The organism is Neolewinella aurantiaca, assembly GCF_008014675.1.
GTDB classification, from domain to species: Bacteria; Bacteroidota; Bacteroidia; order Chitinophagales; family Saprospiraceae; genus Neolewinella; species Neolewinella aurantiaca.
Window position 1 is genome coordinate 9,220 of record NZ_VOXD01000011.1, and the last position, 21,559, is coordinate 30,778.

The window sequence follows — 21,559 nt, forward strand, 5'->3', positions numbered from 1 at the left end:
ATCGTACTCATTTTGAGGTACGTAGTTTTACCTGTTTTTCAGGTGGTTCTTTTCCTCAAAAGCAAGTATTTACTAGGGTGTAGGGGGTGAATAGCCTAAAAGCAGTTGCCTGTTTGGTTCGGTTAAAATAGAATTAAGTTGTATTTCTTACGCCTTCTCATTATATTTGTGCATGTCTTTTAACTGATTCATAGACATCATCCACCAAACTTTAATCTGTGGTTGATGGGTTTTTACCTACTTCACCGGTGCTGAGCATCGGAAACACACACATACACATATATCTTTAATTGGTACACCCTTCCCGCGCCTTTCTGGTTGCGGGCGAATCAGTACCCCATCTTTTTTTGTTTTGAAATAACACCTTGACACTTCACCATTAACCACTCGTTGCATCCCTCATGCGATGGGCGGCGTCGTACCGTGTTCGCACGGTCAACCTTTATTTTCCGTGCCTGGCACGGAGCACTATTCCAATGCCCGAAAGCGACCTCTGCTGCTCGACGGCTGATTATACCAGAACCTACAACACATTGAAACCAGACGAACCCATGTTTTCTCTTAGATCCGTACTGGAGACAACTAACCTCCAGATTATCAAGCCTCTCAGCAAGATCGTTGAGCAGCCATTTGTGCGTCTGGACACCACGGATAAGACCTCTCTCCACCTCTGGGAGACCCTCCTTTCAACTCACCTTGCACCCCGCGATCGCGCCCAGATCGTGAACACTGCTTCATGCCTACAATCCATACACATGCTTACTACTTCTACAAAGATTACCCCATCTGCTTCACCCCGGTTTTTGTTGGCAGCAATGCTGGTGGTGGTGTTCAGCTTCCTGACTGTAACAGGAATGATGGCACAATGCGTGCCTGGAATCGATGACGATTTCAGCACAAATCCAATCCTTTCCGAAACAGCGATTGACGGTGCCTGGTATCCTGACCGTTACGCGCCATATGCCTTTGTCTCAAACGGTAGTCAATTGACAATTTCGATTAATGAAGCAGATGGCGCTCAATCTCGAGGCGGAAGGTCTGGTGGTTTTTACAATACACAGGGGCGAAAGATAAACCAAGGGAACTGTCTTTCATATGTTCAGGCGGACCTGTATGTTCCAGCGGAATGGGAAACGAATCATCGGCGAAGTGGCTTATGGGCAACTGCTGTTAATGAAACAGATGAAATATCGCTTTATCCGATTATTGCCTTCAGAAACGAAGATGGTTCTAGTCCTGGTTTCTTTTATTTTGACGGAAACGTTGGTTGGATTGATTGTAATGTAAGTGTCACCTACAACCAGTCTTACAATTTGAGGACCGAAATTCGTGGCACTAATGCATTGTTCTACATAAATGGGGAAATTGTTGGGAGTATAGCTGCAAACGGCAGCGATCATTTTTCAAACATTATCCTCCAGGCCTTTAATTTTTACGATTCCAATCTAGCGCCTGAAATTCAGGATACACCACCTACATCGAATTATGATGCGATCTGGGACAACCTGAAGACAGGCAATGGCGAGTGTGGTATTGAAACAGGAGGTGTGGTCACCTACACAGGTAACGTAACCATCGCATCTCAGGATGATCTCGATGCCTTCATTGAGCCCGGTACAAACAATAAGTACACGGAGATTGATGGTAGCTTGTCTATAAGTGGTAACGTTCCAGTTGGCGAAAATCCCATTACTGATTTTTGTAATTTATCGATGATCAGTTCTGTAACCGGAGTGCTTAATCTGGCAAACTGGGATGAGGCTGCCGCCCTGAGTTCCACGGGAGATCCACTGGGCGAGCTGACCAGCCTTTCGAGTGTTGATGGTGCTATTCAGGTCGCAAACAGCAACAGTTTTGTAAACGGTATTTCCCTTCCTTTTCTTGAAGGGACAACAGCTTCGATTAACCTGGCAAACCTTACCCATACTGAAAGCATCGCTATCGGTACGGAAGCTTCCGGCTCCCTGACGATAACAAGTTTTATAAGCATTACTGGTAGCAGTACTCCCGCAAGCTTTCTCGAATCAGTGGAAATTCCCAATCTTGTTTCTACCGGTGGGAACCTTGACGTTTCGGGAATCAGAGGAGGAAATGTATCTACCATAGATTTCTCCTCGCTTGAAACCATTACCGGTGGGCGCCTACGCCTGCAGGGTTTGGGCGAGCCCGTAAGTGATGCAGATGTATTGCTGCCTGAACTGACCTCCGTAAGCGGATATTTTCTTGTGCAAGGTATAGCCGGGTCAATTGTGGCGGGTGAAAGCGGAACGGACCTTTCGGTAGGAGAGTACTTCTCCGTTATCGAGAATGTACACCTTAGTACGCTCACCACTGGCCTGACTTCTGTAGGTGGTAACCTGATCATCAAAAATGCAGACCTCCTGACAACACTCGATGCAGAAGGTGTGCTTTCTGACCTTGAAACGGTTGAAGGTAACGTTCAGGTAATCCAAAATGATGTTTTAGGCAGTTGCTGTGTTTTTCCCTGCAGCGTTGATGTTACCGGAACCCGGGACTTTAGTTCGAATAAGCCTGGCGGAAATTGCTCAGGCAATGAGGCAAGTGTTATTGCGGCATGTACTCCGGTGATTTCAGCATTCACCGCAATGGATCAAGATGGGCATGACGCCTTCGGGGAGGTTACTTGTTTTGGCGATGATATTGATTTTTCAATTACAGCTTCAGTCTCTACGGGGTATACGCTTGAGTACGAGATATTTGTAGATGAGAATGAGAACGAAGTATTTGATGCTGGTGAGAGAGTCATCCTCTCGAGAGGAGCGGAGTCAACTATTGCTGACATCACCGGGCTCACGAACGAAATGGTAGTTGTAGCCAGAGTTTATAACGTAGAAGGCGGATGTTCTGCATTTGAAAGTTATACCCTTGCGGTAAACACCCTTCCGGTGGTTTCATTTACGGCTGATCCTGTCGGTAATGTGTGCCTGGGAACCACCTCTCAGTATCTTTCCGGCTTGAGCGAAGGAGATGAACCGGACCATGGTAGCTATAGCTTCTTGTGGGGCGCGCACAATGGTTTACTGGGCGGACCTTCAGGAGCTAACCCGAATAAATTCTCGAACGCATCAATTAGCGGCGTCGAAAGAATATGGGACAGTGGCGCGGGAGATAAATCGGTCACGTTCGATATAGCAACTCCGGGATGTGAGAATGTGAAAGAAGTCTTTGGTTTCAGGGTGCTGAACCTTCCCACATCAGGCAGTATCGGCGGAGATCAGAGTGTATGTTCTGTACAAACTCCAGATCCGATTATGAGCGTGTCGAACGGTTCCGGGGCAGGAGTTATTTCTTACCGTTGGGAGAAAAAAGAGACGGGGGATGCCAACTGGCAAACAATTTCGGGGGCTACCGACGCGGGGCTGAGCCCCGGTCCACTGGCCGGAACGACAATGTTCCGTCGTTACACCATTAATGATAATGGAGGAGATCCTGCGCCAAGCTGTGAAAGCGCGTTCTCAACGAATACAGTGACCATCACGGTAGAGGACGATGTAATTGCACCGGTTCCGGATGAGGCTATGCTTGCTGATGCCATTGCACAATGTTCTATTACCGTTGATGCTCCTACGGCTACTGATGTATGTGTAGGCGAAGTGGTTGGTACCACAACCGACCCGACAACGTACACCGGACAGGGTACATACACCATAAACTGGAGTTACGACGATGGGAATGGGAACGTAAGTACCCAGCAACAGACAGTAATTATCGAGGAGGGTACAGGCGAAAATGACGGGGTAACGAATATGCGTACTTCTACGACTTACTGTACAATACAAAGTGCCATCGAGGCTGCTGAGGCGGGTGATGTGCTGAACGTGTCAGGTGGTTTCTATGATGAGAACGTAGTAATAGACAAAGCACTTACTCTAAAAGGCGCAAATGCTGATGTCGCTTGTGGAACCAACGCTGAATCTTTAATTGCTCCCGCAACCGGAACACCTGTTTCTATTACAGCAGATGACGTAACGTTGAATGGTTTTGAAATTACAGCTCCGGATGCATACAACGCCGTTGTAGTGGGAGGCGTATCAAATACAACCATGACGTTTAACAACATTCATGACATTGGGACAAATCTGTCTGGTGGGCAGAACGTTCATGCAATCGTGTACAATCTTGGTTCCGAAAACTCGGCAAACCTGTCTGTCACCAATAACTGTTTGAATAACATCAGTAGTAGTACGTTGAGTGGGTTCAGTGCCAGCGCAATAGCTGTGCTGCAATCAATTTCTTCGGGAGTGCTCACAAATCTTGCTATTGATAAAAACACTATCAGTAACGTAAATGTAAATACCGGTTCCTGGCCTACCGGTAAAATAGCATACGGTGTTTTGATAAACGTAGGAAGTAACGGCTATACCACATCAACGGGAAAGGTGGTGAATGCAGTAATCAGCAGCAATGAAATAGCTGGCTTGTCCGGATTTATCTCTACAGGTATCGGCATGGAAGGAAATACAGAGAATGCTGAAATCAGCAACAACATCGTGACCAACCTTTCGGGAAGTAAATTTTCTGGTAATCGTAGCGGTGGAGGCTATGACTTAAGCGCTGTTAAGTTTGAGTCCAATCGCTATGTGTCTACTTGTACCGTAATGAACAATAGCTTCGCGGTAAACACCTTTAGTCATAGTGTGTCTCCAGGGAAAGGCTACGCCGTTTCAAACTACGTTCCAGTAACTGAAGGCGGTGTCCTTACGTTGAACTGTAACTGGTTCTCGGTGGCGAATGCCGATGAGATTAAAGACAATGCAACCTTCACTGGTCTGCTGTTTAATAAAGATGATTGCGAAACCAATTTCTCTCCTTATCTCGTAGGAGGTGGTGATGGTGCAGGCATTGGATTTCAACCTACAGAGAGTTGTACCGGAACTCCGGTGGTAATTGATCTGGTAGAGATTCAGGATGAGCTGTGTGAAACTACGGGCTGGATTGAGCTTTCTTTTAGTGGAGGAACAGGCCCTTACAGTATTGCGTGGGACGGTGATGCTACCGGTTCTGTGAATAACGTTACCAGTACGCACACTATCCCGAACCTGGAAACAGGAGCATACGGTATCACTGTAACTGATTCTTATGGCTCTACGGATATAACTACTGCTACGGTCGAGTATTTACCGGTAGAGAATACTACTGCACATACGTTTTTTGCTACTATTCAGGAGGCTATTACTGCCGCGCAGGATGGAGAAACGATTATAGTTTGTGCTGGTATCTACGCTGAGAATCTCACTATTGATAAAGAAGTAATTCTGAATGGTCCCAATGCGGGCGTTTCTCCAAATGGCGGCGCGCGGATAACGGAAGCTATTATTGTTCCTGCGGCATCTGAGACTGATGTGATTGCTGTCGAAGCTGATAATGTTGTGATCGACGGATTCATCATCGATGGAGACAATCCCGAAATTACGACTGGATGGACGGGAACAAACGGCGCAGACATAGATGCTTACGATGGTATATATGTTGCTGACCCAAACAACGTGATAGTGGTGAATAGCCTGAGAGTCCAGAACAATATCTTTCAAAACCTGGGATTCTTTGCCGTCGATATCTTCGGTTGGCATAACTATTCCAACCCTTCCACTTCTGGCCACCTGGTAGAAAATAACCTGTTCCGGAACTTAGGAACGTATGAGTCAGACGGAGCTACCGATTCCTGGGGAGGGGGTGTACTGCTCTACAACGACAACTATGCACGGATTACAAATAATGTAATGACCAACGTAAGACTTGGCATTCAGACTGGTAATTTTCATGATGAGAACCCTGGTGATCCTTCCTTTCAGGTGATTGACAATAATACTATTGAAGCCAGAAGATTAGGTGTGTTCTACAACTTGCATACTGGAGGTGACGTAGAAGCGCTCACATTTTCCAATAACACAGTTACTGGACTTGCTGACGCACATGAGACCAAATGGGATGGGATTAAACTCAGCAGCCTTACAGATGCTATTGGTCAGGTTCTGAACAACGTAGTAGATGGAGCCGGAGTCGAAGGAACGGTAGTGCAATCTCTTGGCTACAACGTTTGGAATGTCAGGACTTCCAGTCCGGTCAATATCCAAGACTGTATCGCAAAAAATGTGGATATCGGTGTTTTCGTAAACAACTTCGAGGGTTACGGTACCAATGCCGGCAATACAGCCGCGGTTATTGACGGAGCGACTTTGACAGACAATGTGAAAATTGGTATTCTGGTGAAGGATAGTCCGGATAACACGAATGGATCAAATGTTGGTGCAGAGATCAAAGGAAATACAGATGTCGCAACCAACACCACGGACGGAATCGGGATCCAGATTGAAGGCGCTGATGCAAGCGCCAACATTCATGATAACCTGGCTACTATCAGCGGTAACAACATCGGTGTTTTAGTTGACGCAGGTACGGCTGATATTACCGACAATACCATTGCGAACAATATCATTGGTGTACGTTTCCAAAACGGAGGTACAGGAACAGTGAACAACAACAACATTACAGGCAACACCATAATTGGAGTGGACAACACTACAGGAGTTGACATAGATGCTTCTAATAACTGGTGGGGAGACGCCACTGGTCCGGGTGAAGTTGCTGTGGGAGCAGGTGACAAAATAAGCATTGACTTAACGTACTGTCCCTGGTTGGATGATGTGTCAGGTACCGGATCGTCCGTTGCCTCAGTATACAATACTACTCAAGAAACCTACCACTGTACCATTCAGGACGCAATTGATGCGGTTACTACTGTTAATGGAGATGTCATCCAACTCTCTCCAGGTACTTACGCCGAAAGGGTAACCATTTCGAAAGAACTTACCATCCAGGGCGCATCAACCGCAAAGGGTGAATACGTTATTGATGGTTCTTCGCTTGCAGGAGAAGGAAGCGGTATTTTCATCGAGACAGGCGTTGAAAACGTCACGATCGAGAACCTGACCGTTCAGAATTTTTCGGGTACAAACGGTAACTCTCATGCGGGGATTTACGCTAACCGTAACAACCACAACCTCACCGTAAATAATGTTGCTCTTCTGGACAATGTTGGCGGCTCTGGTTTCTACGCAAACGGACCGGTTGACGGCGTTACAGTCAGTAACAGTATGGTCTCTGGCCATACCACCAGTGCCCGTGGGATTGTTATCTGGGGTGGCTTTAAGGAAAACATCACCATCACTAACAATACGTTGGCGAACAATAACTGTTGTGGAATCGAGTTGCAGGATGGTACCTCATCTGCCGTAAATATTTCGAACAACACTATTGATATCGGAATAGGGGACAATGCGATTGCGGCTCTTGGGATGAATCCAAGCACCGGCCCCAATTTCATCAATGGCAACACCATTACCGGGGGAGGACGATTTGGAATCGAGATCAAGAATCCTGATGGAGGCATAACTGTGTCGGGCAATTCAGTGGAACTCACTGTGATGAACGCTGATGTACGGGACAGAGCGGGTATCGCCATCATGAGAAGAGACTTCACTGCGGGTAACCCCGCAGGATACGCTGATGTACCTAACGGAGTAACCGTAACGGGCAATACCGTTACTGGCTACACCCAGTCTTCCGGAGATGAAGGGTTCGGAATCGTAGTGGAGGGAGCGAACCATGTTGTCTCAGGAAACATACTCTCAGGCAACGATATCGGAATCCAACTGCAGGGTGGAGGACACGCCAATGCGATGTACGTGATGAATGATGCAGGGTCTGGCAGCCAGAATCCTGGTGATTCTCCTATGTACTTCGGTCGGGGTAATTCGCCGGTAATCTGTAGTGTGGAAGGCCTCGGTGCAAATACCATGTCTGGAAACGGCACTGATTACCGCCTTTCCATCAACGATGTTTCAAGCCCCACTGCACCACGCGTAACGACAGACCTGGCAGGAATAAACTCTTACCTGAACGCCGAAATTTCCTACACCATAAACGGTACTACAATTGGTAACACCAACGATGGTTCGGTCAATGACTCCGAAAATGTAACCATTACGGTCTGCGACGAAGACGGGAACGTGGAATTGTCCACAATCACTCCTGATGTAGCTAATGTTGGAATGACGGTTTTTTACGCCACCACTACAAATATTGCGGGTGGAACACCCGCTGACCAGGACTTTAAGGTCAATACTTTCAATAGTGTACTGGGGACAGAATTTCTTCCTAATCCTGGAACTTATCGTCTTGCTGATCCGCTATTGGCAGGTCAGGTAGTGTACGAGTCTTACGTGTACAATGACGCCAATGATAACGGCATTCTGGACCCAAGTGAGTGTACCGGTGACAAAATCACGGTAACGATCAACATCCAGCCACTCCCCGTTGTCGTTGATCAGGTAGTGACCGGACCAATCTGTAGTGGCGATCCGGTCGGGGTTAATTTCTCACCTTCCACGAGTACTGCAACCGCAGCAACCTACAATGTTACGGAAGTAAACGTTGTCTCGGGATCCGCTACTCCCCAGGGAGATTATACTGGTTCCGGCCTTTCAGCATCAGATTTAGCGGATGATGTTTTCATTAACACATCTGGTGCTGATGCAGTGGTTGAATATACCGTCGTTCCGGTTAGCTCAGAATCAGACAATGCGTGTGTTGGGGATCCATTTACGGTTACCGTACATATCGCAACAACTCCTTTACTAAGTGACCTTCCGGATGACATCTCTGTGGGTACATCCTCAAACAATCCTGATTCGGATTGTTTTGGTGTGGTTGACTTCACGGCTCCTACAATGTCCGGAGGTTGTTTCCCCGTAACAGGGATGATTACCTACGATCAGACAATGCCAGCAGGAGTACCCACCGGCTTTGTCTCAGGTGAGATGTTTACGCAAGTAACCTTCCCTATAGGCGTAACGACGGTAACCTTTGTTGTGGAGGACGGTGCAAGCGTACCAAACTCAAGCTCAGATATGAGTTTCATGGTTACGGTACTGGATGATGAAGCACCGTCGATAGTGTGTCCTGCTGCTACAACTATTAACGTTGATGAAGGTATCTGTGGAGCAGCCTTCGCCACGGAAAACACCGGCAACGCTACGGGAACTGACAATTGCGCGGGCACGGTAACAATCACGAATGATGCTCCGACCACCCTTGGCTTGGGCAGCACTACTGTTACTTTTACGGCTGATGACGGAGACGTCAACAGTGCGAACACGACGTGTACACAGGTCATCACTGTTATTGACAACGAAGCACCATCGATTGTGTGTGCTCCGGATGTTACTATTGGTGCTTCCACTGATTGTAACCTTACATTGACAGGAACTGGCTATGACGCTACGGCTGCGGACAACTGTTCTGTAGCGGGTATCACCAACAGCCTCAATGCCGGCGCCAGCGTATCAGGAGAAGTACTGAGCTTAGGAGCCACTACGATCACCTTTACAGCTGAAGATGGTTCGGGTAATACTTCAATGTGCACAACTACGATAACAATCGTAGACAACACCGCTCCTACTGCTACCTGTCAGGACATAACTGTAACCCTTGGAGAGAACGGCACGGCTACAATAGAGCCGTCCGACCTTGACGATGGCTCCGCTGATAACTGCGGAACCGTCACTTTTGCTGCCAGTCAGACATCTTTCGACTGTACAGACATCGGTTCGGTTGCAGTTACGCTTACAGTTACCGATGCTGCCGGAAACAGTGACACTGAATCAAGTACTTGTGTCGCCAATGTTTTGGTGGAAGATATTCTCCCCATCATCGTAATGACGCCAGGGGACATAACTCTTTCGAATGAAGCAGGTCTTTGTTCCGCCACTGCTACCTGGACTGAACCCATGGTTGAAGCTGTAGACTACCTGGAAAATTTTGAAGGGACTGAGAACAGCTTTATCGACTATGATGGTGGAACCATGACCATAACTGCCTCCGGGACCAATGGCGTTACTTCGTTTGAGGGAGGCTTCCATGGTGTCGCTAATCAGGGCAATACAGGACCTTTCGGCCGGTTGGGCGGATACTCTTCTGAATTCGGAAACGGATACAGGGTGGAATCAAAGATTTATATTGATTTAACGGATGCTCAAGTAGCTGCAGGCACCTATGGTTTTGACTTGTCAGTAGCTGCAAACGGGGCGGATGGTGTCCATCAGCGTGATTTCGTGTTTCACGTAAGCTCTGTTGATGCCGCAGGGCAGGCATTTGTTGGTGCCAGTAATGGTACCACGTTCTCAATCCAATCGACAACCTCATCAAATGCTTTCGATACTAAAGCCGAAATTACAGCAACAGGCTGGTACACTTTTGAATGGATCTTCTATGACAACGGCACCGGAACCCTTGCTGTTGATATGAACGTATCGGACGATGCAGGAACGCAGTTATTTACCGAAACCAGTAGCAACGCCGGTGATGCAATTGCAACAGAGATTGGTGGGAATCGTTATATGTGGTTCACGGTGATATCCGCCCAGAATGGTATTCCTGTCGACAACGTGCAAAAGTCGCACAAAATCAATATTGACCTGACCAGTACCCACGCCAGTGGAGCGTCCTTTAACGTAGGTACAGAGACCGTAACTTATACTGCGACCACCGAATGTGGAGCTGAAGTCTCCTCCTCATTCGACGTGACGGTCAACGACACAGAAATGCCAATCGCTGGTTGTCAGGACATTGATGTCTTCGTTGACGAAAGCGGGAACGTCAGTACTACAGCTGAGGCAATCAACCTGGGGTCTTCTGACAACTGTACAGCCTCCGGGGATCTCACGTTGATGCTTGATCGTACCGCATTCAGTTGTGCTGATATTGGCTCCCCGGTTACAGTTACCCTGACGGTAATCGATGCTTCCCTGAACGAAGCCACTTGTACCGCTTCCGTCACGGTGCTCGATGAAATCGACCCTACTGCCCTCTGCCAGAACATCTCGATAAACTTGGATGCTTCGGGCAATACTGCTATTGCCCCCGCTGATGTAAACGGAGGCTCCACAGACAACTGCACGCTTGAAGGAGACCTCATTCTTGCAATCGATGACAGCAGTTTCGATTGCTCCGACGCAGGGACACTCGCCCCGGTAGTGCTCACAGTAGAGGACGCCTACGGCAACTCAAGCACCTGTACCGCCCAGGTAACTGTGAACGACATCACGCCACCGACGATGGTCTGCATGGACGCGATGGTCGATCTTGACGGTACGGGTATGGGAAGCATTACGGTCGATGACATCGACGATGGCTCGTCTGACGCCTGTGGTATTGCCACCCGGGTACTCAGCCAGAGTGACTTTGGCTGTAACGACGTTGGACAGGTGATGGTAACCCTTACCGTCACTGACGTCAACGGCAACTCCAATGAGTGCGAACAAATGGTTACTGTTCGTGACCTGATCGAACCCGACGCCATGTGCCAGGATATTAGCGTAAGTCTGGATGCATCCGGAAATGCCTCAATATCCGCAGGTGATGTAAACAACGGCTCGACGGACAACTGTGCAATCTCCTCCTTAAGCGTTTCTCCGGCCAGCTTTACGTGTTCAGAAGTTGGTGCTAATACAGTGACCTTAACGGTTAATGACGTCAACGGAAACAGTTCTACGTGCGACGCAACGGTCATCGTTACCGATCTCCTTGCACCTGCGTTCGCGCCTGAACCTGCTGACGAAATACTGACGACAGATGGCCTCGCCTCATGTCCGGGAGAAGCCCTTGTATCGCTCACCGATGGTGATGTAGTTGACGCTGGCGAATCGTTTACAATTGCCGGCCTTACCCGGAATGCTCCTGAATTTACCGACAACTGTTCCGACAATACAACCATGACGGTTGGTGTTGTGGAAGCAGCCGATGCTGATAACTGTTCCCGAACTTTCACCCTGAGCTGGACGCTGAACGACGGTACAAATCAAACGGCAGCAACCCAGGTGTACACCATTGAGGACAACACCGATCCGGTGCTGAACCTGATCGGTGACGCCCTGATTGAACTTTGTGAAGACGGAACTTACACCGAGCCGGGAGTAACCGTTACGGATGAATGCACCGACGATCTGAAAATTTCGGTCGAAGAGACCTACACCTACGATGACGGCCTGGGCGAGGGGCCGGTTGCTGTCCTTGGTGGTGTCGATGAAACAGCGGTAGGAACCTATGTAATCACCTACACCGCGACCGATATCTGTGGCAACAGCACGAGTATCGAGCGCACCGTTGAAGTGCGTGGCAAGCCGGTGACCGATCCAACGCTGCTGAGTATTTGTATCGGCTCAAGCGAAACCATTTCCGGCAACGCAATGGTCGGGGCAAATAATGAGGCAGGAACGACAATCGCTTCTTACTTATGGACGTACGGCGGCGGCTCCGCCTCCGGCTTCACGATCAACGGAGGCTTTGTTTCCGCTGGCCAAACGTACACCACCGAAGAGTTGGTGATCGACGCTGGTTTTGCTTCTGCAGGAAACGCCATCTTCACGCTTCAGGTAACCGACAGTGACCTGGGATGTGCTTCAGACAGTCCCGTTTTCCAGGTGGTGTTCAACGCAACCGCAACGGCCGGAACCGCTATTTCACCGAGCGAAGCCTTCTGTGAAGACGAAGGCAATGTTGACCTCTTCTCTCTGCTCGACGGCGAGAACGCCGGTGGTTCATTTGTCCGCAATGGAGGTGACGGAACGGGAGGAACCCTGACCGGATCGACCTTCAATACAAGCGGTGCCGAAGGGACCTTCACCTTCACGTACACCGTTGGTGACGACGGATGTGTGCCCGATTCTGAAGACATCACCTTCACGGTAGACCCCGAGCCAAATGCAGGTACCTTCAATGCATCAACCGCAGCTATCTGTACCGATGCGGCCGACTTCGACCTGACAACACTACTAGACGACGAAGATGAAGGTGGAACCTTCATCAAAGTAAGCGGAACGGGAGGAACCCTGACGGGTGGCCTGTTTGACCCAACCGGAGCAACGCCCGGAACTTTCACGTTCCAGTACACCGTTGCCGGTGGTGAGTGTGACGATGCAATAAGCAACGTTTCCATCCAGATCGATGGCGCTGCCGATGCCGGTAACGCAACGGCTGGTTTTGCTGATGGCAATACCGAAGTAGACATCTGTTCCGACTTCGGAACCATAGACCTCAACAACCTGCTGGACGGAACCCAGACCGGCGGCGGAGCATTTGCGTTTGCCGACACCGGCGCTCCGGGAACCCTGATTGGTAGTAGCTACAACCCAGGGAATCTGGATGGCAGCGACGTCGTTTTTGTCCGTTTTACCTATACCGTAAACGGTAGTGGCGCTTGTGCGGCAGGAAGTGATGTTGAGATCATTCAGCTGGGTATTCAGCCGGCTCCTGATGCAGGTACGCTCAATCCGGAAGCGCAGAACAGCGTTTGTACCAATGATCTTTCCTTCGACCTCTTCACCCTTCTTTCGGGTGAAGACGACGGCGGAACCTGGACCGAACTGACCAACAGCGGAGCGGTACTTTACGGCGACAACAACGCCCTGATTGACGCCTCTATGGCGACGCCAGGAGCTGGCTACCAGTTTGCCTACATCGTATCCTCAACCGATCCCTGCCAGACCAGCGCCAGCATCACCGTTACCGTCAACTTCAACGAAGTCGCTACTGCGGATGCGGGCGAAGATCAGACGATCTGCTTCGGCGAATCAGCTTCACTGAACGGAACGTTTGGAGGAGGCGCGACCGCAGGTGCATGGGAAGGTGGAACGGGAACGTTCAGCCCCGATCGCAACGATCCTTCGGCAACTTACACACCCGACGTATCCGAAGCCGGAACGGTGGTAACCCTCACCTTTGTCGCTCAGGACCCCGACGGAACCGCCGGGCCATGTAGCGAGGTTACCGACGGAATTGACATTACGGTCAACGATGCTGTTGCAAGCATCAACGCCGGCGAAGCTACGGCTGTTTGCTATGAATTTAACGGACCCACTACCGTAACGCTTAGCGGTGAAATCCTGCTGGCCAGTGGTGCCGCAGGAACAGGAATCTGGACCACCGATGGAACAGGCAGTCTGGACGATCCGACTTCTCCAAGCCCGGTTTATACCGCCGGAGAGGCAGATGCCGGCAGCCTGGTGACCTTCACTTACACTGCTAACGACCCTGACGACGCTGGTCCTTGTGTTGGTGGACAGTTCGACATCGTCACCCTGAACGTCGAGGCGGTTCCTACTATTTCCGTTGAACTTACCGCTCCGGCAGCTGCAACCATTGACGCCGAAAATTCATACGAGTCAACGGTATGCAACGGTACCGCTTTCACGGGAGCACTTGCGACGACCACTCCGTTCTCTAGTCAGGGAGATCCTCTCTTCCTGGCAATTGCGCTTACCGATCCGGAAGAACAGTTCGGATTCGGAGCCAGCTCGTTCTTCGTTGCTCCGGCTTTCGTTCCTGACGGAGAAGGAGGCATGGAGCCATTTGGTTTTGATGAAATGCTGGTCAATTCCGGCACCGAACCTATCACGCTGACTTTCGCTATCGCCCCGTACTACGAAACCACTCCGTTGGATCCCGGTTTCGCTCCAGGCAAATGCGTCGGACAAGCCATTCAGGTCAACATCACCATCAATCCTGTACCTACCGTTGCTGATCCTGCGGATCAAGTAGTCTGCGAAGGAACGATGACAACAGAAGTGACTTTCGTTGCGGATGGTGACGACACCAACCCTGCGACAACCTATTCTTACACCGTTGCCGGTGATATGATTGGTGTGCCTGCAGATGACAACTCCGGGACTATTGTTGCCTTTGAACCTACTGCTACCGGAACGGCTACCATAACGGTTACCCCGACCTTTACCGACGGTGGCATAAGCTGTGACGGACCGACTCAAGAGTTTACGATCACGGTGAACGAAGGAGCGACCGTAGATGCGGGCGCAGACCAGACGATCTGTCCGAATGCTACCGCTACGCTAGCGGCCACGATCGGTGGCTCAGCCACCGGTGGCACCTGGACCGGCGCCAATGCAGGAGAACTCTCCGATGAGAATGATCCTGCCGCAACCTTCACCCCAGACGCAAGTCGCCTGAACACAACGGTGACGCTGACCTTCACTTCTGAAGATCCGGAAGGACCTTGCCCTGCGGTGTCCGATATGGTAGAGATTACCGTTCAGGACCTGGATGCACCAGACTTTGTAGCACAGGATGATATTGATGTATCTAACGACCCGGACAACTGCTCCGCGGAAGTAAGCTTCGGTGTTACCGAAGTAACTGATAATTGTTACCCTGAAAGCGGAATTACGGTAACTTACACCATTCCAGTCGCTATGGCTACGGATATGGAGATTACTTCTCCTGCAATCTTCCCGGTTGGTGCTACTACCGTTTCGGTCCTGATTGAAGATGCCGCTGGTAATTCTGCTACTTCTTCGTTCACCGTTACAGTGACCGACACCGAGGCACCAATGGTAAGCTGTCCGGCCGGACCACTTACTACCGGAACCGATGCAGGTCAATGTGCCGCAAGCGTAGCCTTCGAAGCTACAGCGACCGACAACTGTGATACAGAAGTTGACATCGTCTACACAATCTTTGTTAGTGAAATACCGGCTGTAATCACCTCAGGGTACGATTTTCCGATCGGAACCACCACCGTAACCGCTACGGCTACTGATGACGAAGGCCTCACTAGCACGTGTGCATTTGATGTTACCGTAACTGACGATGAAGCACCGATGGTGAGCTGTCCGGTCGGACCACTTACTGCCGGAACCGATGCAGGTCTATGTACCGCAAGCATAGCCTTCGAAGCTACAGCTACCGACAACTGTGATACAGAAGTCGACATCGTCTACACGATCTTTGTTGATGAATCGCCGGTTGAAATTGTCTCCGGTTACGACTTCCCAACGGGTACGACCACGGTAACCGCAACGGCTACCGACGATGGAGGCATCACAAGCTCCTGCACCTTCGTTGTGATTGTAACTGACACTGAAGCGCCGATGGTGAGCTGCCCGGTCGGTCCACTTACAGCAGGAACCGATGAAGGTCTGTGTACCGCAAGTGTAACCTTTGAAGCTACGGCAACTGACAACTGTGATACAGATGTAGACATCGTCTACACGATTGTCGTTGATGAATCACCGGTTGAAATTACCTCCGGTTACGACCTCCCAACGGGAATCACCACGGTAACCGCAACGGCTACCGATGATACAGGCCTCACAAATACTTGTACGTTCGACGTTGAGGTTACTGATGACGAAAACCCCGTGATTACTTGCCCGGATGACATTACAGTTGTTGCCGACGCAGGATTGTGTACCGCAGTAGTTGCTTACGCCGATGCAGCCGCCACAGATAACTGTGGCGCAACCGTAAGCCTTGATGCAGGTGGCATGGTCAGCGGTTCTGCTTTCCCGATTGGAGAGACTGTTGTTGGCTTTACCGCTACTGATCTCGCGGGCAACGTTGATATTTGCAGTGTCATGATCACTGTAAATGACACCGAAGCGCCGACCATTGTCTGTCCCGAAGTTGCACCCGTTACCACCGACCCCGGCGTTTGTGGTGCGGTAGTAACCTTCGCCACTCCCGACGGTGCTGACAACTGTACCGGCTTCATGGTCGCACAAACTGCCGGCCCCGTAAGCGGCTCCACCTTCGATGTAGGTTCCACGATGGTAACCTTCACGGTTACCGACGCGAGCGAGCTGACGGCCGAATGTTCCTTCACCGTTGAAGTAGCGGATGACGAAGCGCCGACCATTGTCTGTCCCGAAGTTGCGCCCGTTACCACCGACCCCGGCGTTTGTGGTGCGGTAGTAACCTTCGCCACTCCCGACGGTGCTGATAACTGTACCGGCTTCATGGTCGCACAAACTGCCGGCCCCGTAAGCGGTTCTACCTTCGATGTAGGTATGACAACGGTAACTTTCACGGTTACCGACGCGAGCGAGCTGACGGCCGAATGTTCCTTCACCGTTGAAGTAGCGGATGACGAAGCGCCGACCATTGTCTGTCCCGAAGTTGCACCCGTTACCACCGACCCCGGCGTTTGTGGTGCGGTAGTAACCTTCGCCACTCCCGACGGTGCTGATAACTGTACCGGCTTCATGGTCGCACAAACTGCCGGCCCCGTAAGCGGCTCCACTTTCGATGTAGGTTCCACGATGGTAACCTTCACGGTTACCGACGCGAGCGAGCTGACGGCCGAATGTTCCTTCATCGTTGTAGTGGCGGACACCGAAGCGCCGACTATCGTCTGTCCCGAAGTTGCACCCGTTACCACCGACCCCGGCGTTTGTGGAGCGGTAGTAACCTTCGCCACTCCCGACGGTGCTGACAATTGTACCGGCTTTATGGTTGCACAAACTGCCGGCCCCGTAAGCGGCTCCACCTTCGATGTAGGTTCGACGATGGTAACCTTCACGGTTACCGACGCGAGCGAGCTGACGGCCGAATGTTCCTTCACCGTTGTAGTGACTGATGATGAAATGCCAACCTTCGCCCAGATTGATGACGAAGAAGTAACCACCGAAATTGAATCCGATTGTCCTGCTGAAGCTGGTACTGACCTTGTCATTAATCAGGTCTACGCGAGTGGAACTGAATTCACAGTCGCAGGTATTACGTACACCTCTCCCGCAGCGATGGATAACTGTGAAGCCACGGTAACTGTATGCTGCATCGCAGTGGAAGATGAAGGCTGTGACCGTATCATCACCGTCACCTGGACAGCAACGGATGCTGCTGGTAATGAGGTAGATGAAGACCAGGTATTCACGATCACAGACAACACCATTCCGATGATTACCATCAGCGGAGATGAGACCGTCTACGTTTGCCAGGATGGCGCTTATACAGATGCAGGTGCTACCGCTTCAGATAACTGCGCCGGTGACCTTACCGGTGTGATTGTTTTCGATGACTCTGCCCTTGACATGACGACTCCGGGAAGCTACGAGTTGACCTACAACGTCAACGATGGCTGCGGAAACGACGCAATTGAAGTGACCCGTACGGTAGTTGTGAATCCTGTCCCTGTAGCGGATCCTGTCGCTGATCAAACGGTGTGTTTCGGTGCAATGACTGATGCTGTCACCTTTACGAGTAATGTGGAAGGAGCAACCTTTACCTATACTGTAACCGGTGATGATATTGGCCTTGAAGATGGAGATGGCGATATAGAGGCATTTATTCCGGTGAACACTGGAATGACTGCGCTTACGGCGACCATCACCGTTGTACCAAGCTTTACGGCTGGTGGTCAGGAATGTGACGGCGACCCGATCAGCTTCACCATTACGGTAGAGCCTGAGATCGACTACAGCCTGAACATTACCGCTCCGGATGCAGTGACGTTGGATGCTGAGAATACCGATTATACCGCAACGTTCTGTGGAGGCACGGTCTTCACCGCAACGGACGCATCAAGCACTACCACTGGTAGTGCCGGACCACTTTGGATTGAGGTCATTGTTAACGATCCTATCAATGCTCTTGGCTTCGGTCCTGGAACCAGTACACTCTACGCTCCGGCAGGAAGCTTCAGCTTCAACAGTATTCTGGAGAACATGACTGGTGCGCCGGTAACCATTACCGGAACCATTACGCCATACTTCGAGTCTGAAATTAGCACCGACGAAGAAGGCTTCCCGCTGGGAACCCCTGAAGGTGAATGTGCCGGAACACCGGTAACCTTCTCGATTACTCTCGATCCGGAACCGGTCGTTACCGCAGCTGCCAGTTTCGAAGAAGCTGTCTGCTCTGATGAAGAGTTCGATGTCGACTTCACCGAAACAACCGGTGTTGCTGACGCAACCTTCAGCTGGAGCGTCACCACCGATCCACTACCCGCTGATGTAACCATCAACAGTGGGGCGATGACGGGGGACATCTCCGACATGAGCATCACTAATGAAAGTGGTACAGCGCAAACCATCAACTTTGAGGTGGTAGCAAGTACTCCCGATTGTGACAGCGATCCGGTAGCGTTCTCCGTAACCGTAGACCCCGAACCAGTCATAGGTGTTGAAGTCGTTACTCCGGTCATCTGCTCCGGCGATGATGTATTCGTCAACTTTACCGAGACGAGCGGTATCGCAGGTGGAGCGACCTTCAGTTGGGAGATCACTACGACTCTTCCCGAAGGAGTAACCGCCAGTATGACGTCTGGGGACGGCAACATCAACGAGCTGTCTTTCTCCAACGTCAGCAGTGATCCGGTTACGATCAGTTTCACGGTGGACGCGGTAAGTGGTATCTGTAACGGTGATCAGGAAGCCTTCTCCGTGACGGTTAATCCTGAACCAGTAGGTACCGACGAGGCACTCAGCGGTTGTGCCGAATTTGATCTCAGCGTTGATCTTCAGGCGCTCATCGGCAACAATGTCGTGAGTTCGTTCGAGTGGTACACCGAGTCGGTGACCATGGTGAACGGTAACACCTTCGTGACTGGATTCAGCGGAACCGAAGCAGCTCCGAATACGTCTTCGGTGATCGATGACGAACTGATCAACTTCTCAACGCAGCCGCAAACGGTTACCTATGCAGTAATCCCAACTTCCGCTTCTGGCGATTGTGAGGGAGAGCTTTTCCACGTTGTCGTTACCCTCTTCGGTGATGTAAACGCTCAGATCCTGCCAGTTGACGGTACCACCGTCTGTGACGGCAGCTCCATCACGCTGGTCGGTAGTGCAGACGGCGGACAGTCTCCGTTCGAATTTGAATACACCATCGTAAGCACGACCGGAACCGCCGAAGGCAGCTTCAGTGATCCGTCTGCTCAAACGACTGAATTCATGGGAACCGGTCAGGGAACCGTAAGGGTACAACTAGTCATCACCGATGACAACAATTGTACTTCTGATCCTTTCTTCCAGACTTACACCGTAATCGCCGCACCATCTGCTCAGGAGATTGTAGGTGACAATGAAGTTTGCCCGGGAGCTCAGGAAACATACTCTGTTGTGAACGATCCGAACGTTACGTACAGCTGGGCGCTTTCTTCCGGAGGTCAGATCATCAGTTCCAGCGCTCAGTCTTCCGTTACTGTGGCATGGGCTAACTTCGAAGGAGGCCCGCACACACTGACCCTGACCCAGAGCTCTGCCAACTGTAGCATACAGACCACATATGACGTGAATATCCTGGATGTAAACGCCGAGTTCAGTTTTGTGGTAAGCTCCGATAACGGCCTTTCTGTCGACTTTACCGATGCATCAGATCAGGCCAACAGCTGGTTGTGGGACTTCGACGGACAGGGCACGAGCACTGCTCAAAACCCGACCTTTAGCTTCCCGTTCAGCGGCACGTACAATGTATGCCTCACTATTGATGGCGATTGCGGAATGGATGAGCTTTGTAAGGATGTTACTGTAGCCTTCGTTCCAACCCCAACGTGTGATGAAATCACGTTGGTTCCAGGAATCAATTACATTAGTATCGATGTGGCGCCTGCTGATCCATCCATCGCGACGGTGCTGGCTTCGGTTCTTAGCGATATCAGCTACGTACAGGGTCGTAACGCAAATGGTCAGGTTATCACCTTCAACCCCGCCTTTGCCAACTTCCCCGGCCTTAACCAACTGGAAGATTTCGCTCCTTACGATGGCTACATCGTCCGGTACACCGGTGAGGCAGAAGTTACCGTAAGCGTTTGTGGCACGAGCCTTGACCCAGGCTTCCGCCGGGCGCTGCCAAATGGTACCAGCCTGATTGGTTTCGTTCCCGAAAGCCCAATGGCGATCAGCGATTACTTCGCAGACCTGCCGAGCGGCGTACTCGCACGGGTACTCACCCGTGAGAACGGCACCACTGTTACCTACGATCCTGCATTCGCGAGCTTCCCCGGACTGAACGGACTCGACAGTCTGCGTAATGGCTTCGGATATGAAGTCAAGACGACCGCGGCCGTTTCCGGAGGTACTTACTTCGGTGAGCCGGTAACGGTATCTGCCGGGCGCTCCAACGGAAACAGGTTCACCGATACTTACATGGTTTTCGCCGGTATTTCCAACCTGGGCGAAGATGCCGTTGGCGAACAAGTACTGATTGTCGACGAAGCAGGCAACGTCCACGGAATTACGGAAGTGATCCCTGGTGGCTATCTGATGACTACTACCATCTACGGTGACGATACTCACAACGAAACTGTCGGTGTTCAGGAAGGCACCGTGCTGTACTACCAATTCGGTGAAAGCAGGGTAGAGGTGTCACAGCCATTCGTAGGAGACGGTCGGGTGTTCCTCGAGTACGTTGACTTCGAGCTACTGTCCGATACGGAAGAGGAAATCGTTGGCGACTACCTGTTATCCGTTTCGCCTAATCCGTTCGTTGAGCAGATTGACATCACCATCAACCTTCCTGTTGCAGGAAATCTGGAGGTGAGCATCATGGACATCGCCGGTAAAAACGTGAAGTCGCTTATCTCGGAAGTAAATGTTCCCGCCGGAAACTTCCAGAGAAGCCTCGATAACCTACAATTACCTTCCGGTACTTACCTACTTCAAGTTGAAATTGATGGAGTCATTATGTTTAACGAACGTATGATCCGCCAGCAGTAAACTTCATAATTTCATAATGGAGCGCCAGCCTC

The 21,559-nt window shown here is 50.7% G+C and carries 1 protein-coding gene; it reads left to right on the forward strand.

Annotation, left to right across the window (positions count from 1 at the left end):
- Positions 1-551: 551 nt before the first annotated feature.
- On the forward strand, positions 552-21,527 hold the full coding sequence (locus tag FUA23_RS08695; protein ID WP_187270942.1) for an HYR domain-containing protein: 20,976 nt from the start codon (positions 552-554) through the stop codon (positions 21,525-21,527).
- Positions 21,528-21,559 lie beyond the last annotated feature (32 nt).

Bases quoted from the DNA above. Each gene is read 5' to 3' on its own strand.
- FUA23_RS08695 (WP_187270942.1), top strand. From the start codon at position 552: ATGTTTTCTCTTAGATCCGTACTGGAGACAACTAACCTCCAGATTATC.